The sequence below is a fragment of the Oerskovia sp. Root22 genome, from assembly GCF_001429135.1.
GTDB lineage: Bacteria > Actinomycetota > Actinomycetes > Actinomycetales > Cellulomonadaceae > Oerskovia > Oerskovia enterophila.
Window position 1 is genome coordinate 133,716 of the sequence record NZ_LMIL01000009.1, and the last position, 14,517, is coordinate 148,232.

14 protein-coding genes and 1 tRNA gene are annotated in these 14,517 nt (G+C 71.2%); 12 read left to right on the forward strand and 3 right to left on the reverse strand.

Annotated features, from left to right (window positions below):
* Positions 1 to 37 precede the first annotated feature (37 nt).
* The 9 genes from ASE15_RS11090 (at position 38) to ASE15_RS11130 (ending at position 7,363) form a co-directional block, all read left to right on the forward strand.
* A complete protein-coding gene (locus ASE15_RS11090) occupies positions 38 to 1,039 on the forward strand; it encodes an aldo/keto reductase (RefSeq protein WP_056650541.1) in 1,002 nt (333 codons plus the stop codon).
* Between the two features lie 58 nt (positions 1,040 to 1,097).
* Complete coding sequence (locus ASE15_RS11095) at positions 1,098 to 2,447, forward strand: glutamate-5-semialdehyde dehydrogenase (RefSeq protein WP_056763339.1); 1,350 nt, start codon at positions 1,098 to 1,100, stop codon at positions 2,445 to 2,447.
* Between the two features lie 113 nt (positions 2,448 to 2,560).
* The gene (locus ASE15_RS21200; protein ID WP_169834194.1) at positions 2,561 to 2,716 is read left to right on the forward strand and encodes a hypothetical protein; all 156 of its coding nucleotides are present in this window, start codon (positions 2,561 to 2,563) and stop codon (positions 2,714 to 2,716) included.
* 26 nt (positions 2,717 to 2,742) lie between these two features.
* The gene (gene nadD / locus ASE15_RS11100) at positions 2,743 to 3,348 is read left to right on the forward strand and encodes a nicotinate-nucleotide adenylyltransferase (RefSeq protein ID WP_056650547.1); all 606 of its coding nucleotides are present in this window, start codon (positions 2,743 to 2,745) and stop codon (positions 3,346 to 3,348) included.
* A complete protein-coding gene (locus ASE15_RS11110) occupies positions 3,341 to 4,384 on the forward strand; it encodes a hypothetical protein (RefSeq protein ID WP_157257584.1) in 1,044 nt (347 codons plus the stop codon). Before nadD ends, ASE15_RS11110 begins: the two co-directional genes overlap by 8 nt.
* Positions 4,385 to 4,412: 28 nt before the next feature.
* Positions 4,413 to 4,859 carry a ribosome silencing factor gene (rsfS, locus tag ASE15_RS11115; RefSeq protein ID WP_056650555.1) on the forward strand — a complete coding sequence of 149 codons (447 nt, stop codon included), beginning with the start codon at positions 4,413 to 4,415 and terminating at the stop codon, positions 4,857 to 4,859.
* Complete coding sequence (locus tag ASE15_RS11120; RefSeq protein ID WP_056650561.1) at positions 4,856 to 5,536, forward strand: histidine phosphatase family protein; 681 nt, start codon at positions 4,856 to 4,858, stop codon at positions 5,534 to 5,536. Before rsfS ends, ASE15_RS11120 begins: the two co-directional genes overlap by 4 nt.
* Before the next feature lie 59 nt (positions 5,537 to 5,595).
* Positions 5,596 to 5,668, forward strand: a tRNA-Ala gene (locus ASE15_RS11125).
* A gap of 309 nt (positions 5,669 to 5,977) precedes the next feature.
* Entirely contained in the window at positions 5,978 to 7,363 is a 1,386-nt protein-coding gene (locus ASE15_RS11130) for an FAD-dependent oxidoreductase (protein WP_056650565.1), read from the forward strand.
* 4 nt (positions 7,364 to 7,367) lie between these two features.
* On the opposite strand, the gene ASE15_RS11135 is transcribed toward ASE15_RS11130, so the two are convergent.
* Together ASE15_RS11135 and ASE15_RS11140 are read right to left on the reverse strand one after the other, a co-directional pair.
* Positions 7,368 to 8,759 (reverse strand): hypothetical protein, encoded by a 1,392-nt coding sequence (locus tag ASE15_RS11135; RefSeq protein ID WP_056650588.1) that lies wholly within the window; start codon positions 8,757 to 8,759, stop codon positions 7,368 to 7,370.
* 171 nt (positions 8,760 to 8,930) lie between these two features.
* The gene (locus ASE15_RS11140; RefSeq protein ID WP_056650593.1) at positions 8,931 to 9,164 is read right to left on the reverse strand and encodes a hypothetical protein; all 234 of its coding nucleotides are present in this window, start codon (positions 9,162 to 9,164) and stop codon (positions 8,931 to 8,933) included.
* A 200-nt stretch (positions 9,165 to 9,364) separates the two neighbouring features.
* Between ASE15_RS11140 and ASE15_RS11145 the strand changes: the two genes are divergently transcribed.
* From ASE15_RS11145 to ASE15_RS11155, 3 genes are all read left to right on the forward strand, one after another.
* Positions 9,365 to 10,927: a Re/Si-specific NAD(P)(+) transhydrogenase subunit alpha gene (locus ASE15_RS11145; RefSeq protein ID WP_056650594.1), complete on the forward strand. Its 1,563-nt coding sequence runs from the start codon at positions 9,365 to 9,367 to the stop codon at positions 10,925 to 10,927.
* 3 nt (positions 10,928 to 10,930) lie between these two features.
* Positions 10,931 to 12,313: a Re/Si-specific NAD(P)(+) transhydrogenase subunit beta gene (gene pntB, locus ASE15_RS11150; protein ID WP_056650597.1), complete on the forward strand. Its 1,383-nt coding sequence runs from the start codon at positions 10,931 to 10,933 to the stop codon at positions 12,311 to 12,313.
* 253 nt (positions 12,314 to 12,566) lie between these two features.
* A complete protein-coding gene (locus tag ASE15_RS11155; protein ID WP_056650600.1) occupies positions 12,567 to 13,181 on the forward strand; it encodes a GyrI-like domain-containing protein in 615 nt (204 codons plus the stop codon).
* A gap of 28 nt (positions 13,182 to 13,209) precedes the next feature.
* Here the strand turns inward: ASE15_RS11155 and ASE15_RS11160 are convergent, their stop codons facing one another.
* Positions 13,210 to 14,307 carry a fatty acid desaturase gene (locus ASE15_RS11160; protein ID WP_082608880.1) on the reverse strand — a complete coding sequence of 366 codons (1,098 nt, stop codon included), beginning with the start codon at positions 14,305 to 14,307 and terminating at the stop codon, positions 13,210 to 13,212.
* Positions 14,308 to 14,517: the final 210 nt, after the last annotated feature.

Below are 14,517 nucleotides of genomic sequence, written 5' to 3' on the forward strand. Positions count from 1 at the left end.
CCTTGTCCTCCGGCCCTCGGGGTGATCGCATGCGCGCATGAGTCTTCCCACCCGCACCCTCGGCGGCGCCGCGCCCGCCGGTCCGCTCACGGTCTCCGCGATCGGCTTCGGCGGCATGTCCGTCACGGACGCCTACGGGCCGGCCGACGAGCGCGAGGCCACCGACACCCTGCGTGCAGCCCTGGACGCCGGTGTCACGTTGTTCGACACGGCCGACGTGTACGGGCACGGTCGCAACGAGGAGCTGCTCGGGCGAGTCCTCGGGCCGGACCGGGACCGCGTCGTCATCGCGTCCAAGCTGGGCCTGCCTCCGGCCGGGGGCCACCCGGACGGGCGCCCCGTCGACGGACGTCCTGCCTACGTTCGCCGCGCGATCGACGCGAGCCTGGGCCGTCTCGGCACGGACCGGCTCGACCTCTACTACCTGCACCGCGTCGATCCCCAGGTCCCTGTCGAGGACACGGTCGGGGCGCTCGCGGAGCTGGTCGCGGCGGGCAAGGTGCTCCACGTCGGCCTCTCGGAGGCCTCGGTCGAGACGGTCCGGCGCGCGCACGCCGTGCACCCGGTGACGGCGGTCCAGAGCGAGTACTCGCTCTGGACGCGCGACCCCGAGGACGAGGTGCTGCCTGCCCTGACCGAGCTCGGGATCGGGTTCGTGCCGTTCTCACCGCTGGGGCGCGGCATCCTCACGGGGACGGTCGACCTGACCGAGGGCTTCGCCGCCGACGACGTCCGTCGCTCCCACGCGCGCTACCGCGGCGAGGACTTCGCGCACAACCGGGCGCTCGTCGCCCGGCTCGAGGAGGTCGCCGCAGGCCGTGGGGTCACGACGGCGCAGCTCGCCCTCGCGTGGATCCTCGCCCAGGGGGAGCACGTCGTCCCGATCCCGGGCACCAAGCGCACCGCCTACCTCGAGCAGAACGTGGATGCGGCGCTCGTGGACCTGAGCGCGGACGAGGTCGAGTCCATCGGTGCGCTGTGGCCGCGCAGCGAGGTCCGTGGCCAGCGGCACCCCCAGATGGAGCTGCTCGGGGGATGACCGCCTCAGTCCCCGGACGCCGCAGACAGGCTCGGCTCGTGCGACGTAGGCTCGTCGCATGACCGCGCTGATCCCCGACTCGGACCTCGACCAGACCGCGACCACCGCCACAGGTGCCCCGCAGGCGTCTGGCACCCCGGCCCCCACGGTCGCGGAGGCCGTCGAGGCGACGGCGCGCCGCGCCAAGACGGCCTCGCGCACGCTCGCGACCGCCACGCGCGCGACCAAGGACGCCGCGCTGCTCGCGCTGGCCGACGCCCTGGTCGAGGCGACCGAGGAGATCGTCACGGCCAATGCGCAGGACCTCAAGCGTGGCCGCGAGAACGGCACGTCCGCCGGTCTTCTCGACCGCCTCGCGCTGACCCCCGAGCGGATCGCCGCGATCGCCGACGCGCTGCGCGACCTCGCGTCGTTGCCGGACCCGGTCGGCGAGGTCGTGCGGGGCTCGACCCTGCCCAACGGCCTGCGCCTGCGACAGGTCCGCGTGCCCATGGGCGTCGTCGGGATGATCTACGAGGCACGCCCCAACGTGACCGTGGACGCGGCGGGCCTCGCGCTCAAGAGTGGCAACGCCGTGATCCTGCGCGGCGGCTCGGCCGCGGCGGCCTCGAACGAGGTCATCGTCGACGTGCTCGGGCGTGCGCTCGAGGCCCAGGGGCTGCCCGCGGACCTCGTCCAGTCCATCGACCGGCACGGGCGTCCGGGCGCCGTCGCGCTCATGCACGCGCGCGGTCTGGTCGACGTGCTGGTGCCGCGTGGCGGAGCAGACCTCATCCAGACGGTCGTGCGCGAGTCGACCGTCCCCGTGATCGAGACGGGCGTCGGCAACTGCCACGTCTACGTGGACGCCTCGGCGGACCAGGCGAGCGCGCTCGCGATCCTGCTCAACTCCAAGACGCAGCGCGTCGGGGTCTGCAACGCCGCCGAGACGCTGCTGGTCCACGCCGACGCAGCCCCCGAGTTCCTGCCCTCGGCGCTCGCCGGGCTCGACGGGGCCGGGGTGGTGCTGCACGGCGACGCGCGCACCGCGGAGCTCGCTCCCGCGGGTGTCGAGGTGCTCGCTGCGACCGACGACGACTGGGCGCGCGAGTACCTCGCGCCGGAGATCGCGGTGCGTGTCGTCCCGGACCTCGACGCCGCGCTCGAGCACATCCGCACCTGGACGTCGGGGCACACCGAGGCCATCGTCACGCGCGACCTGGCCTCGTCCGAGCGCTTCGTCGCCGAGCTCGACTCGGCCGCGATCATGGTCAACGCCTCGACCCGTTTCACCGACGGGGCCCAGTTCGGGCTCGGCGCGGAGATCGGGATCTCGACCCAGAAGCTGCACGCGCGCGGGCCCATGGGCCTGGCCGAGCTCACGACGACCAAGTGGGTCGTCCACGGCGACGGCCACGTGCGTCCCTGATCACAGGCTGCCCTGCGTCCAGCACGACCGTGAGAGACTGGACGACGATCGGCGCCCGGCGCCGGTCATCCACTGATCCACGCTCCACGTACCAGAACTAGTAGGAGGACATCGTGCTCGCTGCTGCCGCACAGGTTGCCCAGGAGAACGCCGAGGCCGTCACCCACCTTCCGATCCCGCCGATCGGGTTCGGCATCGTCGGGTTCGGCGTGCTCATCGGTCTCCTCCTCGTGACCTACGCCTTCCGTAGCGTCGGTACCCGCCACTGACCCGGTCGCTGGTGGACCCGTCGGACATGACCTCGAGCAGGCCCCGGCTCGGGGTGATGGGTGGCACGTTCGACCCCATCCACCACGGCCACCTCGTCGCGGCGAGCGAGGCAGCAGCCCGTTTCGGTCTCGACGAGGTCGTCTTCGTCCCCACGGGCAAGCCCAGCTTCAAGCAGCACCAGAAGGTCACGGCTCCCGAGCACCGCTACCTGATGACGGTCATCGCGACGGCCTCGAACCCACGGTTCACGGTCAGCCGGGTGGACGTCGACCGACCGGGGCTCACCTACACGGTCGACACGCTGCGCGACCTGCGCGCGCAACGCCCGGACGCGGACCTCTTCTTCATCTCGGGAGCGGACGCGATCGAGCAGATGCTGACCTGGAAGGATGCCGACGACCTGTGGAAGATGGCACACTTCGTGGCGGTCTCCCGTCCGGGTCATCAGCTCAGCGTCGAGGGACTGCCGCCGGGGGTCGTCTCCACGCTGGAGATCCCCGCGCTCGCCATCTCGTCGACGGACTGTCGGCAGCGGGCGGAGGCCGGCCAGCCGGTCTGGTATCTGGTACCGGACGGTGTCGTCCAGTACATCGCGAAGCACGGTCTGTATAGAGGTCAGCACCATGAGTGATCAGCACGGGGGCAGCATGCAGCCCGTCCGTCCCTTGACGCGCCGAGAGATCCGCGAGCGCGAGGCCGCCGCAGCCGAGCAGGCCGCCGCCTCCGCCCCGCCCGCCTCGGGCGGGTTCCCGCCGCCGGCAGCCGCTCCCGCTCCCGCTCCGGAGGCCCCGGCCGCGCCGGCAGGACCGCCGCCCTCGCGCCGCTCGATGCGTGAGCCGGTCGGCCCGGCGGGGAGCGACGGGTTTCCGAGCCCCGCCCCGGTCGTGCGTCCGCCCTCCATGACGGGCGGCATGCGAGGAGTCGACCAGACGGGCCGTCTCACGCCGATCCAGGAGACCGTCGAGCACGTCGCGATCCGACCGAACCAGGCACCGCCGGCAGGGATGACCCCCCCTGTCCGTCAGAGCATGCGGGCGCCGTCGACCGCGCCGTCCCCGTTCGAGTCCCCGGCCTCGCGGCCCACCCCGGCTCCACAGTCAGCCCCGCCCGCGGCGCAGGCAGCCCCCGTCCCGTCGCCGTTCCCGCCGTCCCAGACGGCCACCCCTGCCCGAGAGTCCGTGTCCTCGCGGATCCAGCCCTCGGAGACGCCGCGAGCTGCGGCGACGCCCGCGCCTGCGCAGCCGACGCTGCCCTGGCAGCAGGCGACCGCACCTGCGGCACCCCCGCCGGTCCCGCCGCAGGCGCCAGCGAGCGAGGCGCCCCCGGTACTGCCGTGGGAGACCGGTCCCGCGGCCGGTTCGCCGTTCGGTGCACCGGGCGCCGCGGTGCGCGACGAGCCGGTCGATTCCCTCTTCCCCGTCGCTGGTGGTGCTCGCCCGGCGACGCCCGCACGGCGCGCCACGGACGACGAGCTCGACGAGGACGAACGTCCCCCGGGCCACGCCTACACCTGGCTCCACTACCTGATCCTGATCGCCGTCGCGTTCGTGCTCGGCCTGCTGATCTGGCAGATGCTCCTCAAGGGCAGCTCTGCAGAGGCCGCAGCCGCCACCCCCGGCGAGATCGTGGCCAGTGCCACCCACCCACACGTCGGCCTGTCCTCCTGACAGGCCTCGGAACACACAACGGAGAGTCGTGACTGCAACGGAACGCGCTGTCGAGCTTGCGGTGATTGCGGCTCGCGCCGCATCGGACCGTAAGGCCGAAGAGATCATCGCCCTGGACGTCAGTGAGCAGCTCGTGCTCACGGACGTCTTCCTGATCGCCTCGGGAACGAGCGAGCGGCAGGTGTCCGCGATCGTGGACGCGGTCGAGGAAGAGCTGCACAAGGTCGGCGTCAAGCCGATCCGTCGCGAGGGCAAGGCGGAGGCCCGCTGGGTCCTGCTGGACTTCGGCGACATCGTCGTGCACGTCCAGCACGCCGAGGACCGGGTCTACTACGCGCTCGAGCGCCTGTGGAAGGACTGCCCGGTCATTGAGCTGCCCGAAGACGCGCGTGGCGGAGACGGGTCGTCGAGCACCGACGATGCCGACGCCTCGGACGACGGCGCCATCTACCTCGCGGAGGACACGCAGGCGTGAGCGCGCGCACCGTCGTCTTCCTGCGCCACGGGCGCACCGAGTACAACGCGGCCATGCGCCTCCAGGGGCAGGTCGACATCCCGCTGGACGCCGTCGGGCACTGGCAGGCCGAGCAGGGGGCGCGATCGCTCGCGGCCGCGCACTCCCCGACGCTCGTCGTCGCGTCGGACCTGACGCGTGCGGCCGAGACGGCCGGGTACTACGGGAAGGCGACGGGCATGCCCGTCTCTCTCGACGAGCGTCTGCGCGAGCGCGGGTTCGGCGAGTGGGAGGGCATGACGGGCGAGGAGCTCTCCGAGCGCTGGCCCGACGAGTACGCGGCGTGGCGCCGTGGCGAGGAGCCCGCTCGTGCGGGCGCCGAGTCGCGGGCCGACGTCGCGGCGCGCATGGTCGAGGCCGTCACCGAGCACGCCGACGCACTGGACGAGAAGGACACGCTCGTCGTCGTCTCGCACGGTGCGGCGATCACGTTGGCCATCACGGCCATGCTCGGTCTGGACCCGACGAGCTGGCGGGGGATCTCGGGCCTGAACAACGTCCACTGGTCCCAGCTCCAGCGCTCGGGAGCGAACGCGTACCCCTCGTGGAGGCTCGTCGCGCACAACGTCGGAGCCGACTTCTCGCTCGACGAGTGGAGCTCTGGACCCGATTGGATTTTCCAGCCGACTTCGGCATAAACTAGCGATGCTTCCGAGGGGGAAAACCTCAAGGAAGTGCGGGACCAGCAATGGTTCTCGGGGCTGTGGCGCAGCTGGTAGCGCACCTGCATGGCATGCAGGGGGTCAGGGGTTCGAGTCCCCTCAGCTCCACCCGACACGAAGGCCGTCTCCCTCACGGGAGGCGGCCTTCGTCGTTTCCCAGGCCTGTTCTGCGGGACGGACCGCCCATTGTGTCGCGCATCACAGGGGTTTGGTCGGCCGTCTTTCGGGGAGGTCGTGGGGGTCGATCCTCTGTCCGGGCGCTGACGCCGGCGGGTCGCACCGAGGTCGCGGGGTGACCCCGATCACTGTCTGCGGCTGTGCCGCGGGGTCGTCCCTGGTTGACTGGTCGCGACGGGGTCCACGACGCGGCGCGTCGCAGCCCCCGTCCCGTGCCTGCACCGTCGAAGGAGACAGACCATGGACGCCTTGCACGTCGACCTTCTGGTCATCGGGTTCGGGAAGGGTGGCAAGACGATCGCCGCGGCGATGGGACGCGGGGGCCGGCGGGTCGTGATGGTCGAGCAGTCCGATCAGATGTACGGCGGGACGTGCATCAACATCGGGTGCGTACCGACCAAGGCGCTGGTCCACGACGCCGAGTCGCGTCGGTCGGGGGACGCTCCGAAGCACTGGTACGCGCGAGCGGTCACCCGCAAGGCCGACCTCACGGCGCTGCTGCGCGCCAAGAACTTCGACATGCTCGACGTGATCGACACCGTGACCGTCGTGACGGGGCGGGCGACGTTCGTGGGGTCGCGCGAGGTCGAGGTCCGGGCGGGAGGCGACGTCCTGCGGATCCGCGCGGAGACGGTGGTGATCGACACGGGCTCGGAGCCCGTGATCTCCGAGATCCCGGGGGTGCTCGACAACCCACGCGTGACGACGAGCACGACGCTCATCGCGACCGAGGACCTCCCGGCGCGGCTCGTCGTCATCGGCGGAGGCTACGTGGGGATCGAGCTGGCGGGCATGTATGCGCAGTTCGGGTCGCAGGTCACGGTCCTCGAGTCGGCGGAGCGGGTCTTCGTCCGGGAGGACGAGGACGTCGCGGACGCCGCGCGCGGGATCCTCGAGCGGCAGGGGGTCACGTTCCTGACCGGGGTGCGCGCGACCTCGATCCGGGACGCCGACGACGGCGCGACGGTCACGTACGAGGTCGCAGGGCCGGGGGAGGCCGGCACTGGCGCGGTGACGGGCGACCTGGTCCTGCTGGCCGCGGGGCGGCGTCCCGTCACGGCCGGGCTGGGGCTCGATGCGGCTGGGGTGCGCACGACGGACCGTGGAGCGATCGAGGTCGACGAGCGCCTGCGGACGAGCGTCCCCGGGGTGTACGCCGTCGGGGACGTCAACGGCGGTCCGCAGTTCACGTACATCTCGCTCGACGACTCGCGGATCGTGCTCGACCAGCTCGTGGGCTCGGGGGAGCGGTCCACCGCGGACCGGGTCGCGGTGCCCTACACGGTCTTCCTCTCACCCCCACTCGCGCGCGTGGGTCTCACGGAGCGGGAGGCGCGGGAGGCAGGGCACGATGTGTTGGTCGCGAGCAAGGCGGTCGCCTCGCTTGCCGCGATGCCGAGGGCGCGGATCGTCGAGCAGACCGACGGGCTCATGAAGTTCGTCGTGGACGCAAGGAGCGGCCTGGTCCTCGGCGCTGCACTTCTCTGCGTGGACTCGCAGGAGCTGATCAACACGGTCGCGCTCGCGATGCGGCACGGTGTGAAGGCCACAGAGCTTCGCGACGCGATCTACACCCACCCGTCCTCGACCGAGGGGTTCAACGAGGTGCTGGCGTCGCTCGCCTGACGGCTCACGTCTCCGTGCGCTGCAGTGCCTGGCGGTACGACTCGTAGGCGATCGGATCCTTGGCCGGATCGGGAAGATTGGCCTCGTTCCCCGTCGCGGCACGCGCGGCTCCGCCGTGGAAACGGCCGACGACGAGCGCTGCGTCGTCCGACGTGAGGGAGAACTCGCGCGCGACGGTGGCCTCCGTCTCCAGGTCGGTGGTCCCGTCCTCTACGAGCGCCTGGACGCGTGCGACGAGTCCTGCCACGTCCCGGCCGGTCGGCAACGGCACGGTCATGTCGCCAGTCCACTCTGGGGCCGCTGTGGACGTGGTCTCGCTGAACGTCTTCGAGGGGGCCACGCGGGACAGCCAGGCCGTAGCCTCGGCGGTCGGCAGCGGGGCGACCTCGACCCGTGCGCGAAGAAGCGGGTAGGCGCGACCGGAATCCCAGCCTCGCTGGTAGGGCGGTGGGTCGAGCACGACGACGCGTACGCCGTCGACCAACGGGATGTCGTCGGGCCTTCCCTCGTTCCAGATCCAATCGCCCGCGGCGTCGACGAGGTTGAACTGGCCGACGATCCCGCCCTCGGGCGCGTATTCACCGGACCCGTCGGCCGCGGCGACCATGGCGGAGGTCGGCACGTCGGGCAACCGTCCGGTGTCGCGTCGCCGGAACAGGCCCTGTCGTGGCGCGGGGAGCAGCGGGAGGACCTGCGCGGCGAGCAGCGTGTGGAGCTGGAAGTTGTCGGCGACGCCGGTGATCGTGGCGCGGAAGCCGACTCCCGTTTCCCTGTGCAGCACGATCACGGTGTCGTCGTCCAGGATCCTCAGCAGACCGAGCATCCATGGTGCGAGGTCCGGCAGGAGATCGTGCGCCGCGATCGCTGCCGCCGTCAGACGTTCCTTCTGCGGAAGCGAGCGGCGCACGTCGGCGCGTTGCAGCAGGACGAGCACCGGCTGGACCCATGACGTGGCGTTCATCCACCCCCCGGCCACGCGGCCAGGATCGCTGATGTGGTGGGCGGCGGCGGAGACGAAGGCCTCGTACTCGCGATCCCCGCAGTCATCACGATCGGGGACGGGACCGACGAGCTCCTCGTGGAGCGACACGAAGAGGTGGGTGCTGTCCAGCGCCGTGCACGCGCGCTCGACCAGGGTATCGAGGACCGGGGTCGCGTCGCCGTCCATGCCGACGAGGGAGCCGATGTACTGCGCGAGGGTGCCGCCCAGCGAACCACGAGCCTCGGTGAGCACGGGTGCGAGGAGGACTACTGCCGCGTCGAGGTCCTCCCGCGTCGCGTTGACGAACGAGTCGGCAAGTCGTTGCCCGGCGGCGAAGAACGCCTCGTGCTCGCCGGCGCGGGCTGCGTCGGCCAGGTTCTCGACGATCGTCGTCCAGCTGTTGGGAGTCTCCACGGCGCGAGCGTACTGGCTGGCGAACTCCCTGCGTGACCACCGATCACGACGAGCGAGTCATGTGTCGCCGGCCGATCAGGCGTGGGACCGTCTCGAGTCGATATCTGAGGAGGCGCTCAGGATCGTCGACCGATGCCCCGCCTGGGCGGGCACCGCCTGTGTCTCAAGGGGTCACCGCTCGTTCCCTCGACGGTAGTTCCCGGTCGCCCGCGCCAGCAGGTGCTGCGCCCGGTCCTCGTCGGCAGTCTCAAGAGCCGCGATCAGGCGCGCGGCCCGGGCACCGGAGATCGTGGCGACGAGCCGACCGCCTCGGTAGGCCAGGACGGTCCCGGAGGCTGTGACGCGGTGGTCGAACGGATCCTCGACGAGTCGTCCACGGGCATCGGCGGGTCCGGAAGCGCTCATGCCGTGACCCTAGCCAGCGGTGAGCGGGCCTCGCCAGGTGATTGACGCCGTCGGGCAGGGGCAAGGGCTGCAGGCGAGCGGCCACCTGTCTCGCGTCCCGGACCGCGATCCGCATGGACGACAACCGTCCACGATGCGTGCCTTGCGGCGGATCCTTTGCCGTACCGATACCGTGCAGCCATCCGAGCAAGGAGGTCAGCATGCGCATCGGCGTGCCCAGAGAGACCCGTCCCGGCGAGCGGCTCGTCGCCGCGACGCCCCGGACCGTGGCCCAGCTCGTGGGCCTGGGGTACGACGTCGTGGTCGAGCGCGGCGCCGGTGAGCGCGCGAGCTACCCCGACGAGGCGTACGTGGAGGCGGGCGCGAGCCTGGGCGACGCGGCGCAGGCGTGGGGAGCCGATGTCGTCACGGCCGTCAACAGCCCGTCGGCCGCGCAGGTCGCGTCGCTGCCGGAGGATGCGACCCTGATCGCGATGCTGGCCCCCGGCTCGAACGAGGCGCTCGTCCAGCAGCTCGCGGACCACGGCGTCACGGCCCTGGCTCTCGACGCCGTGCCCCGCATCTCGCGCGCCCAGTCGCTCGACGTGCTCAGCGCGATGTCGAACGTCGCGGGCTACCGCGCCGTGGTCGAGTCGGCCGAGGAGTACGGCGGCATGTTCGCCGGCCAGGTCACCGCGGCCGGCAAGACGGCCCCAGCGTCCGTGTTCGTGATCGGTGCGGGCGTCGCGGGTCTCGCGGCGATCGGCACGGCCGCTAGCCTCGGCGCGCAGGTGCGGGCGTTCGACGTGCGTCCCGAGGTCGGTGAGCAGATCGAGTCGATGGGCGCCGAGTTCGTCCAGGCTGAGGGCGCGCGCCAGGAGGTCAGCACCGACGGCTACGCGAGCGCGCTGACCGCCGAGCAGGAGCGCCGCACCGCGGAGATGTACGCGGCGGAGAGCGCGCGCGCCGACATCGTCATCACCACGGCGCTCGTGCGGGGCCGCGCGCCGCGCACCCTCAGCGCCGAGATGGTCGCCGCGATGCGGCCCGGCAGCGTGATCGTGGACCTCGCAGCCTCGGGCGGCGGGAACTGCGAGCTCACGGTGCCGGGGGAGCGCGTCGTCACGGACAACGGCGTCGTGATCCTGGGCTACACGGACCTCACGAGCCGCATGCCCAAGCACACGTCGCAGCTCGTCGGCACGAACATCGTCAACCTGCTCAAGCTCCTGACCCCGGGCAGCGACGGACAGGTCGTGCTCGACCTGGACGACGAGGTGCTGCGCGGCATGACGGTCGCGCGCGCGGGCGAGGTCCTGTGGCCGCCGCCCCCGGTCGCCGTCTCGGCCGCGGCCCCCGCGGCCCCGGCAGCGCCCGTGGTCGACGAGGCCCAGGCCGCTCTCGACGCGGCGACCGCGTTGGACGACGCCCGACGGCGCGGCACCCGCCGGGCGGTCGGGTACGCCCTGGCCGCGGTGCTGGCCGCGCTGGCCATCACGTTCTCGCCCCCGGCGTTCGTGGGGCACTTCACGGTGTTCGCCCTCGCGGTGGTCGTGGGCTACTACGTCATCTCCAACGTGAGCCACTCGCTGCACACCCCTCTCATGGCCCAGACGAACGCGATCTCCGGGATCATCCTGGTCGGCGCGCTCCTGCAGATCGGCGACTCGAGCTGGGTGGTCACCACGATCGCCTTCGTCGCGGCCGCCCTGGCCTCCGTCAACATCTTCGGTGGGTTCCTCGTGGCCTACCGCATGATCGGCATGTTCCGGAAGGAGGCCTGACCCGTGCTGACCTCCCTGGTCCAGGCTGCTTACGTCATCGCGGCCGTCCTGTTCATCCTCAGCCTCGCGGGCCTGTCCAAGCAGGAGACGGCCCGTCGCGGCAGCCTGCTCGGCATGACGGGCATGGGGCTCGCCCTCGTGGCCACGGTCGCGCTCGCGCTGCAGGACAGCGAGCGTCCCGTGATGGTGACGCTGCTGCTCATCTGCATGGTGTTCGTGATCGGCGCGGTCGTCGGGACGTGGCGTGCGCGCAGCGTCGAGATGACGCAGATGCCGGAGATGATCGCGCTCCTGCACAGCTTCGTGGGCCTCTCCGCGGTCCTCGTCGGCTTCAACTCGTACCTGACCGAGCAGGGCGACGTGGTGCACCTGGTCGAGGTCTTCCTCGGGGTGCTCATCGGCGCCGTGACGTTCACGGGCTCGATCGTGGCCTACCTCAAGCTGTCGGCACGCATCCGCTCCAACCCGCTCATGCTGCCGGGGCGCAACTGGTGGAACCTCGGGGCGCTCGTCGCCTCGGGCGGCCTCATGGCCTGGTTCATCGCGGGCCACGGGCTGCTGCCGCTGATCCTCATGACGGTCGTCGCGCTCGCGCTCGGCTGGCACCTGGTCGCCTCGATCGGTGGCGGCGACATGCCTGTCGTCGTCTCGATGCTCAACTCGTACTCCGGGTGGGCCGCGGCGGCAGCGGGCTTCATGCTCAGCAACGACCTGCTCATCATCACGGGAGCCCTGGTCGGCTCCTCGGGTGCGATCCTCAGCTACATCATGTGCAAGGCCATGAACCGGTCGTTCATCAGCGTGATCCTGGGCGGGTTCGGGGCCGAGGGCGGCACGGTCGTGGCGTCCGACCAGGACTACGGTGAGCACCACGAGATCCAGGCGGCCGAGGTCGCGGACCTGCTCAAGCACGCCCGCTCGGTCGTGGTCACGCCCGGCTACGGCATGGCCGTCGCCAAGGCGCAGTACCCTGTTGCGGACCTGGTGCGGCGGCTGCGCGAGCGAGGGGTCGACGTCCGGTTCGGCGTGCACCCCGTCGCGGGGCGTCTGCCGGGGCACATGAACGTGCTGCTCGCCGAGGCCAAGGTGCCCTACGACATCGTCCTCGAGATGGACGAGATCAACGGTGACCTGCCGGACACCGACGTGGTGCTGGTCATCGGCGCCAACGACACGGTCAACCCGGCGGCGCTCGACGACCCGGGCTCGCCCATCGCGGGCATGCCCGTGCTCGAGGTCTGGAACGCGAAGCAGGTGATCGTGTTCAAGCGGTCGATGGCCACGGGGTACGCGGGGGTCCAGAACCCGCTGTTCTTCAAGGACAACACCGCGATGCTCTTCGGAGACGCCAAGGACCAGGTGGAGAACATCATCCAGGCGCTCTGAGGCCCGGCGCGGGTGGAGCGACCCGCGCGAGGAGAGGGAAGCGAGGAGGTGGGTCGGTCGTCAGGCAGGGCGGCGGGCCCGCCTCCTCGTCGTCCGCCCGCCCGACGGCGGAGAGAGGCTCTCGCCGTCGGGTGGCCCGGACCGAGGGCCGGGTGGAGCATGGTGCCGACCCGGGGCGTGCACACCGTCGGCCCGGGTTCCCGATGCCGACCCACGCACCGACGAGCCGCTACGACGTCCGCTGGAGGACCCCATGGACAAGGTCGACCTGCGCAAGGAGTACCGCGAGCTCTACGCGCCGCCCCGTGAGTTCGTCCGGGTCGTCGTGCCGCCACTGACCTACCTGCAGATCGACGGCGAGGGCGACCCCAACTCGGCTCCGGCCTACGCCGAGGCGGTCGAGGCGCTGTTCTCGCTCGCGTACGCCGTGAAGTTCGCGAGCAAGAAGGACCTGGGCAGGGACTACGTCGTCGGGCCGCTCGAAGGCCTGTGGACCGCCGAGGACCCCGCGGCGTTCGTGCGCCGCGACAAGGACGCGTGGAGCTGGACCCTCATGGTCCTGCAGCCCGGCTGGCTCGACGACGCGTTCGTCGCGGACGTGGCCGAGACGACGCGTCGTAAGAAGGGGTTGCCGGCGCTCGATCGCGTGCGGTTCGCCGCGTACGACGAGGGCGACTGCGTGCAGGTCCTGCACGTGGGGTCGTACGACGGCGAGGCGCCCACGCTCGCGCGGCTGCACGACGAGTACCTGCCCGAGCACGGGCTGACGTTCAACGGGCCGCACCACGAGGTCTATCTCAGCGACGTGCGCCGGACGGCGCCCGAGAAGCTGCGGACGGTGCTGCGTCAGCCCGTCCGTCCCCTCTGACCGGTGCGGGGCCGACCCGCGTGAGCGCTCAGACCTTGCGGAGCTGGTTGAACAGGGGGCAGTCGAACGGGTCGCGTGCCGCGAGGCCCACCTGGTTGAGGTAGCGGACCACGATCGCGTAGGACGCGAGCAGGTTGGTCTCGGTGTACGGCATGCCGAGGCGGGCGCAGTGCTCACGGACCATGAGGCGGGCCTTGGCGAGGTGCGGTCGGGGCATGCTCGGGAACAGGTGGTGCTCGATCTGGTAGTTGAGCCCGCCCATGAGGACGTTCATGACGCGGCCGCCCGTGATGTTGCGCGAGGTCAGGACCTGCTTGGACAGGAAGTCGAGCTTGCTGTCCGCGGGGATGATCGCCATGCCCTTGTGGTTGGGGGCGAACGACGCACCCATGTACACACCGAACACCGCGAGCTGTACACCGAGGAACGCGAACGCCATGCCGAGCGGCAGGAACCAGAAGACGACGCCCACGTAGAGCGTGAGGCGCAGCGCGATCGTCACGAGCTCCATGGTCCGTGCGCGGCTCTTGGCCGAGGAGAGCAGCGACCGGATCGAGATCATGTGGAGGTTGATGCCCTCGAGCGTGAGCAGCGGGAAGAACAGCCAGCCCTGGTGGCGCGTGATGAGGGCGAGGAAGCCCTTCTGCTCGGCCGCGCTCTCCTCGAGGAACGAGATGGTGTCCGTCTCGATGTCCGGGTCCTTGCCCACGCGGTTCGGGTTCGCGTGGTGGCGGGTGTGCTTGTTCATCCACCACGAGTAGCTGATGCCGACCACGCCGTTGGCGAGGAACCGCCCCACACGGTCGTTCGCGGGGCCCGAGGTGAGGATCGTGCGGTGCGCGGCCTCGTGCGAGAGGAACGCGAACTGCGTGAGGATCAGTCCCAGGGCGCCCGCGATCAGGAGCTGGAACCACGAGTCGCCCAGGAGGACGAAGCCGGCCACGGCCCCGCCGAGCGCGACCGTGAGGATCGCCGCGACCCAGCCGTAGTACCCGTGCGTCCGCTCGAGGAGCCCGGCCTCACGGACGCGCTTGGACAGGTCCGTGTAGGTGCTGGTGATGCTGGTCCCGTCGCCCGTGCGGGGCTTGGTGGGGCGGAATCCGGGGAGAACGGCTGCGTCTGTCATACGTCCCTCTCAGGGCTGGAGTCGACTTCCCAGCCGCGGGGTGAGCGAGATGCCCGTTGTACAGATGGCCCGAGTCTACGTGTGGCGTCGGCATCGGCGTGGAGAAAGGACGAAGGTCCGGTGCGGACCCGGCCGAGTCGGTACGGGAACGGCGACGTCGCGCAGCCTGGTCGTCACGCCCGCTCGGGCGTGTCGCGGCCGGGAAGCGAG

Excerpts from the sequence above, each read along its gene's own strand:
- ASE15_RS11090 (WP_056650541.1), top strand. The coding sequence starts at position 38 with ATGAGTCTTCCCACCCGCACCCTCGGCGGCGCCGCGCCCGCCGGTCCG.
- ASE15_RS11095 (WP_056763339.1), top strand. The coding sequence starts at position 1,098 with ATGACCGCGCTGATCCCCGACTCGGACCTCGACCAGACCGCGACCACC.
- nadD (WP_056650547.1), top strand. The coding sequence starts at position 2,743 with ATGACCTCGAGCAGGCCCCGGCTCGGGGTGATGGGTGGCACGTTCGAC.
- ASE15_RS11110 (WP_157257584.1), top strand. The coding sequence starts at position 3,341 with ATGAGTGATCAGCACGGGGGCAGCATGCAGCCCGTCCGTCCCTTGACG.
- ASE15_RS11130 (WP_056650565.1), top strand. The coding sequence starts at position 5,978 with ATGGACGCCTTGCACGTCGACCTTCTGGTCATCGGGTTCGGGAAGGGT.
- ASE15_RS11140 (WP_056650593.1), bottom strand. The coding sequence starts at position 9,164 with ATGAGCGCTTCCGGACCCGCCGATGCCCGTGGACGACTCGTCGAGGAT.
- ASE15_RS11145 (WP_056650594.1), top strand. The coding sequence starts at position 9,365 with ATGCGCATCGGCGTGCCCAGAGAGACCCGTCCCGGCGAGCGGCTCGTC.
- ASE15_RS11155 (WP_056650600.1), top strand. The coding sequence starts at position 12,567 with ATGGACAAGGTCGACCTGCGCAAGGAGTACCGCGAGCTCTACGCGCCG.
- ASE15_RS11160 (WP_082608880.1), bottom strand. The coding sequence starts at position 14,307 with ATGACAGACGCAGCCGTTCTCCCCGGATTCCGCCCCACCAAGCCCCGC.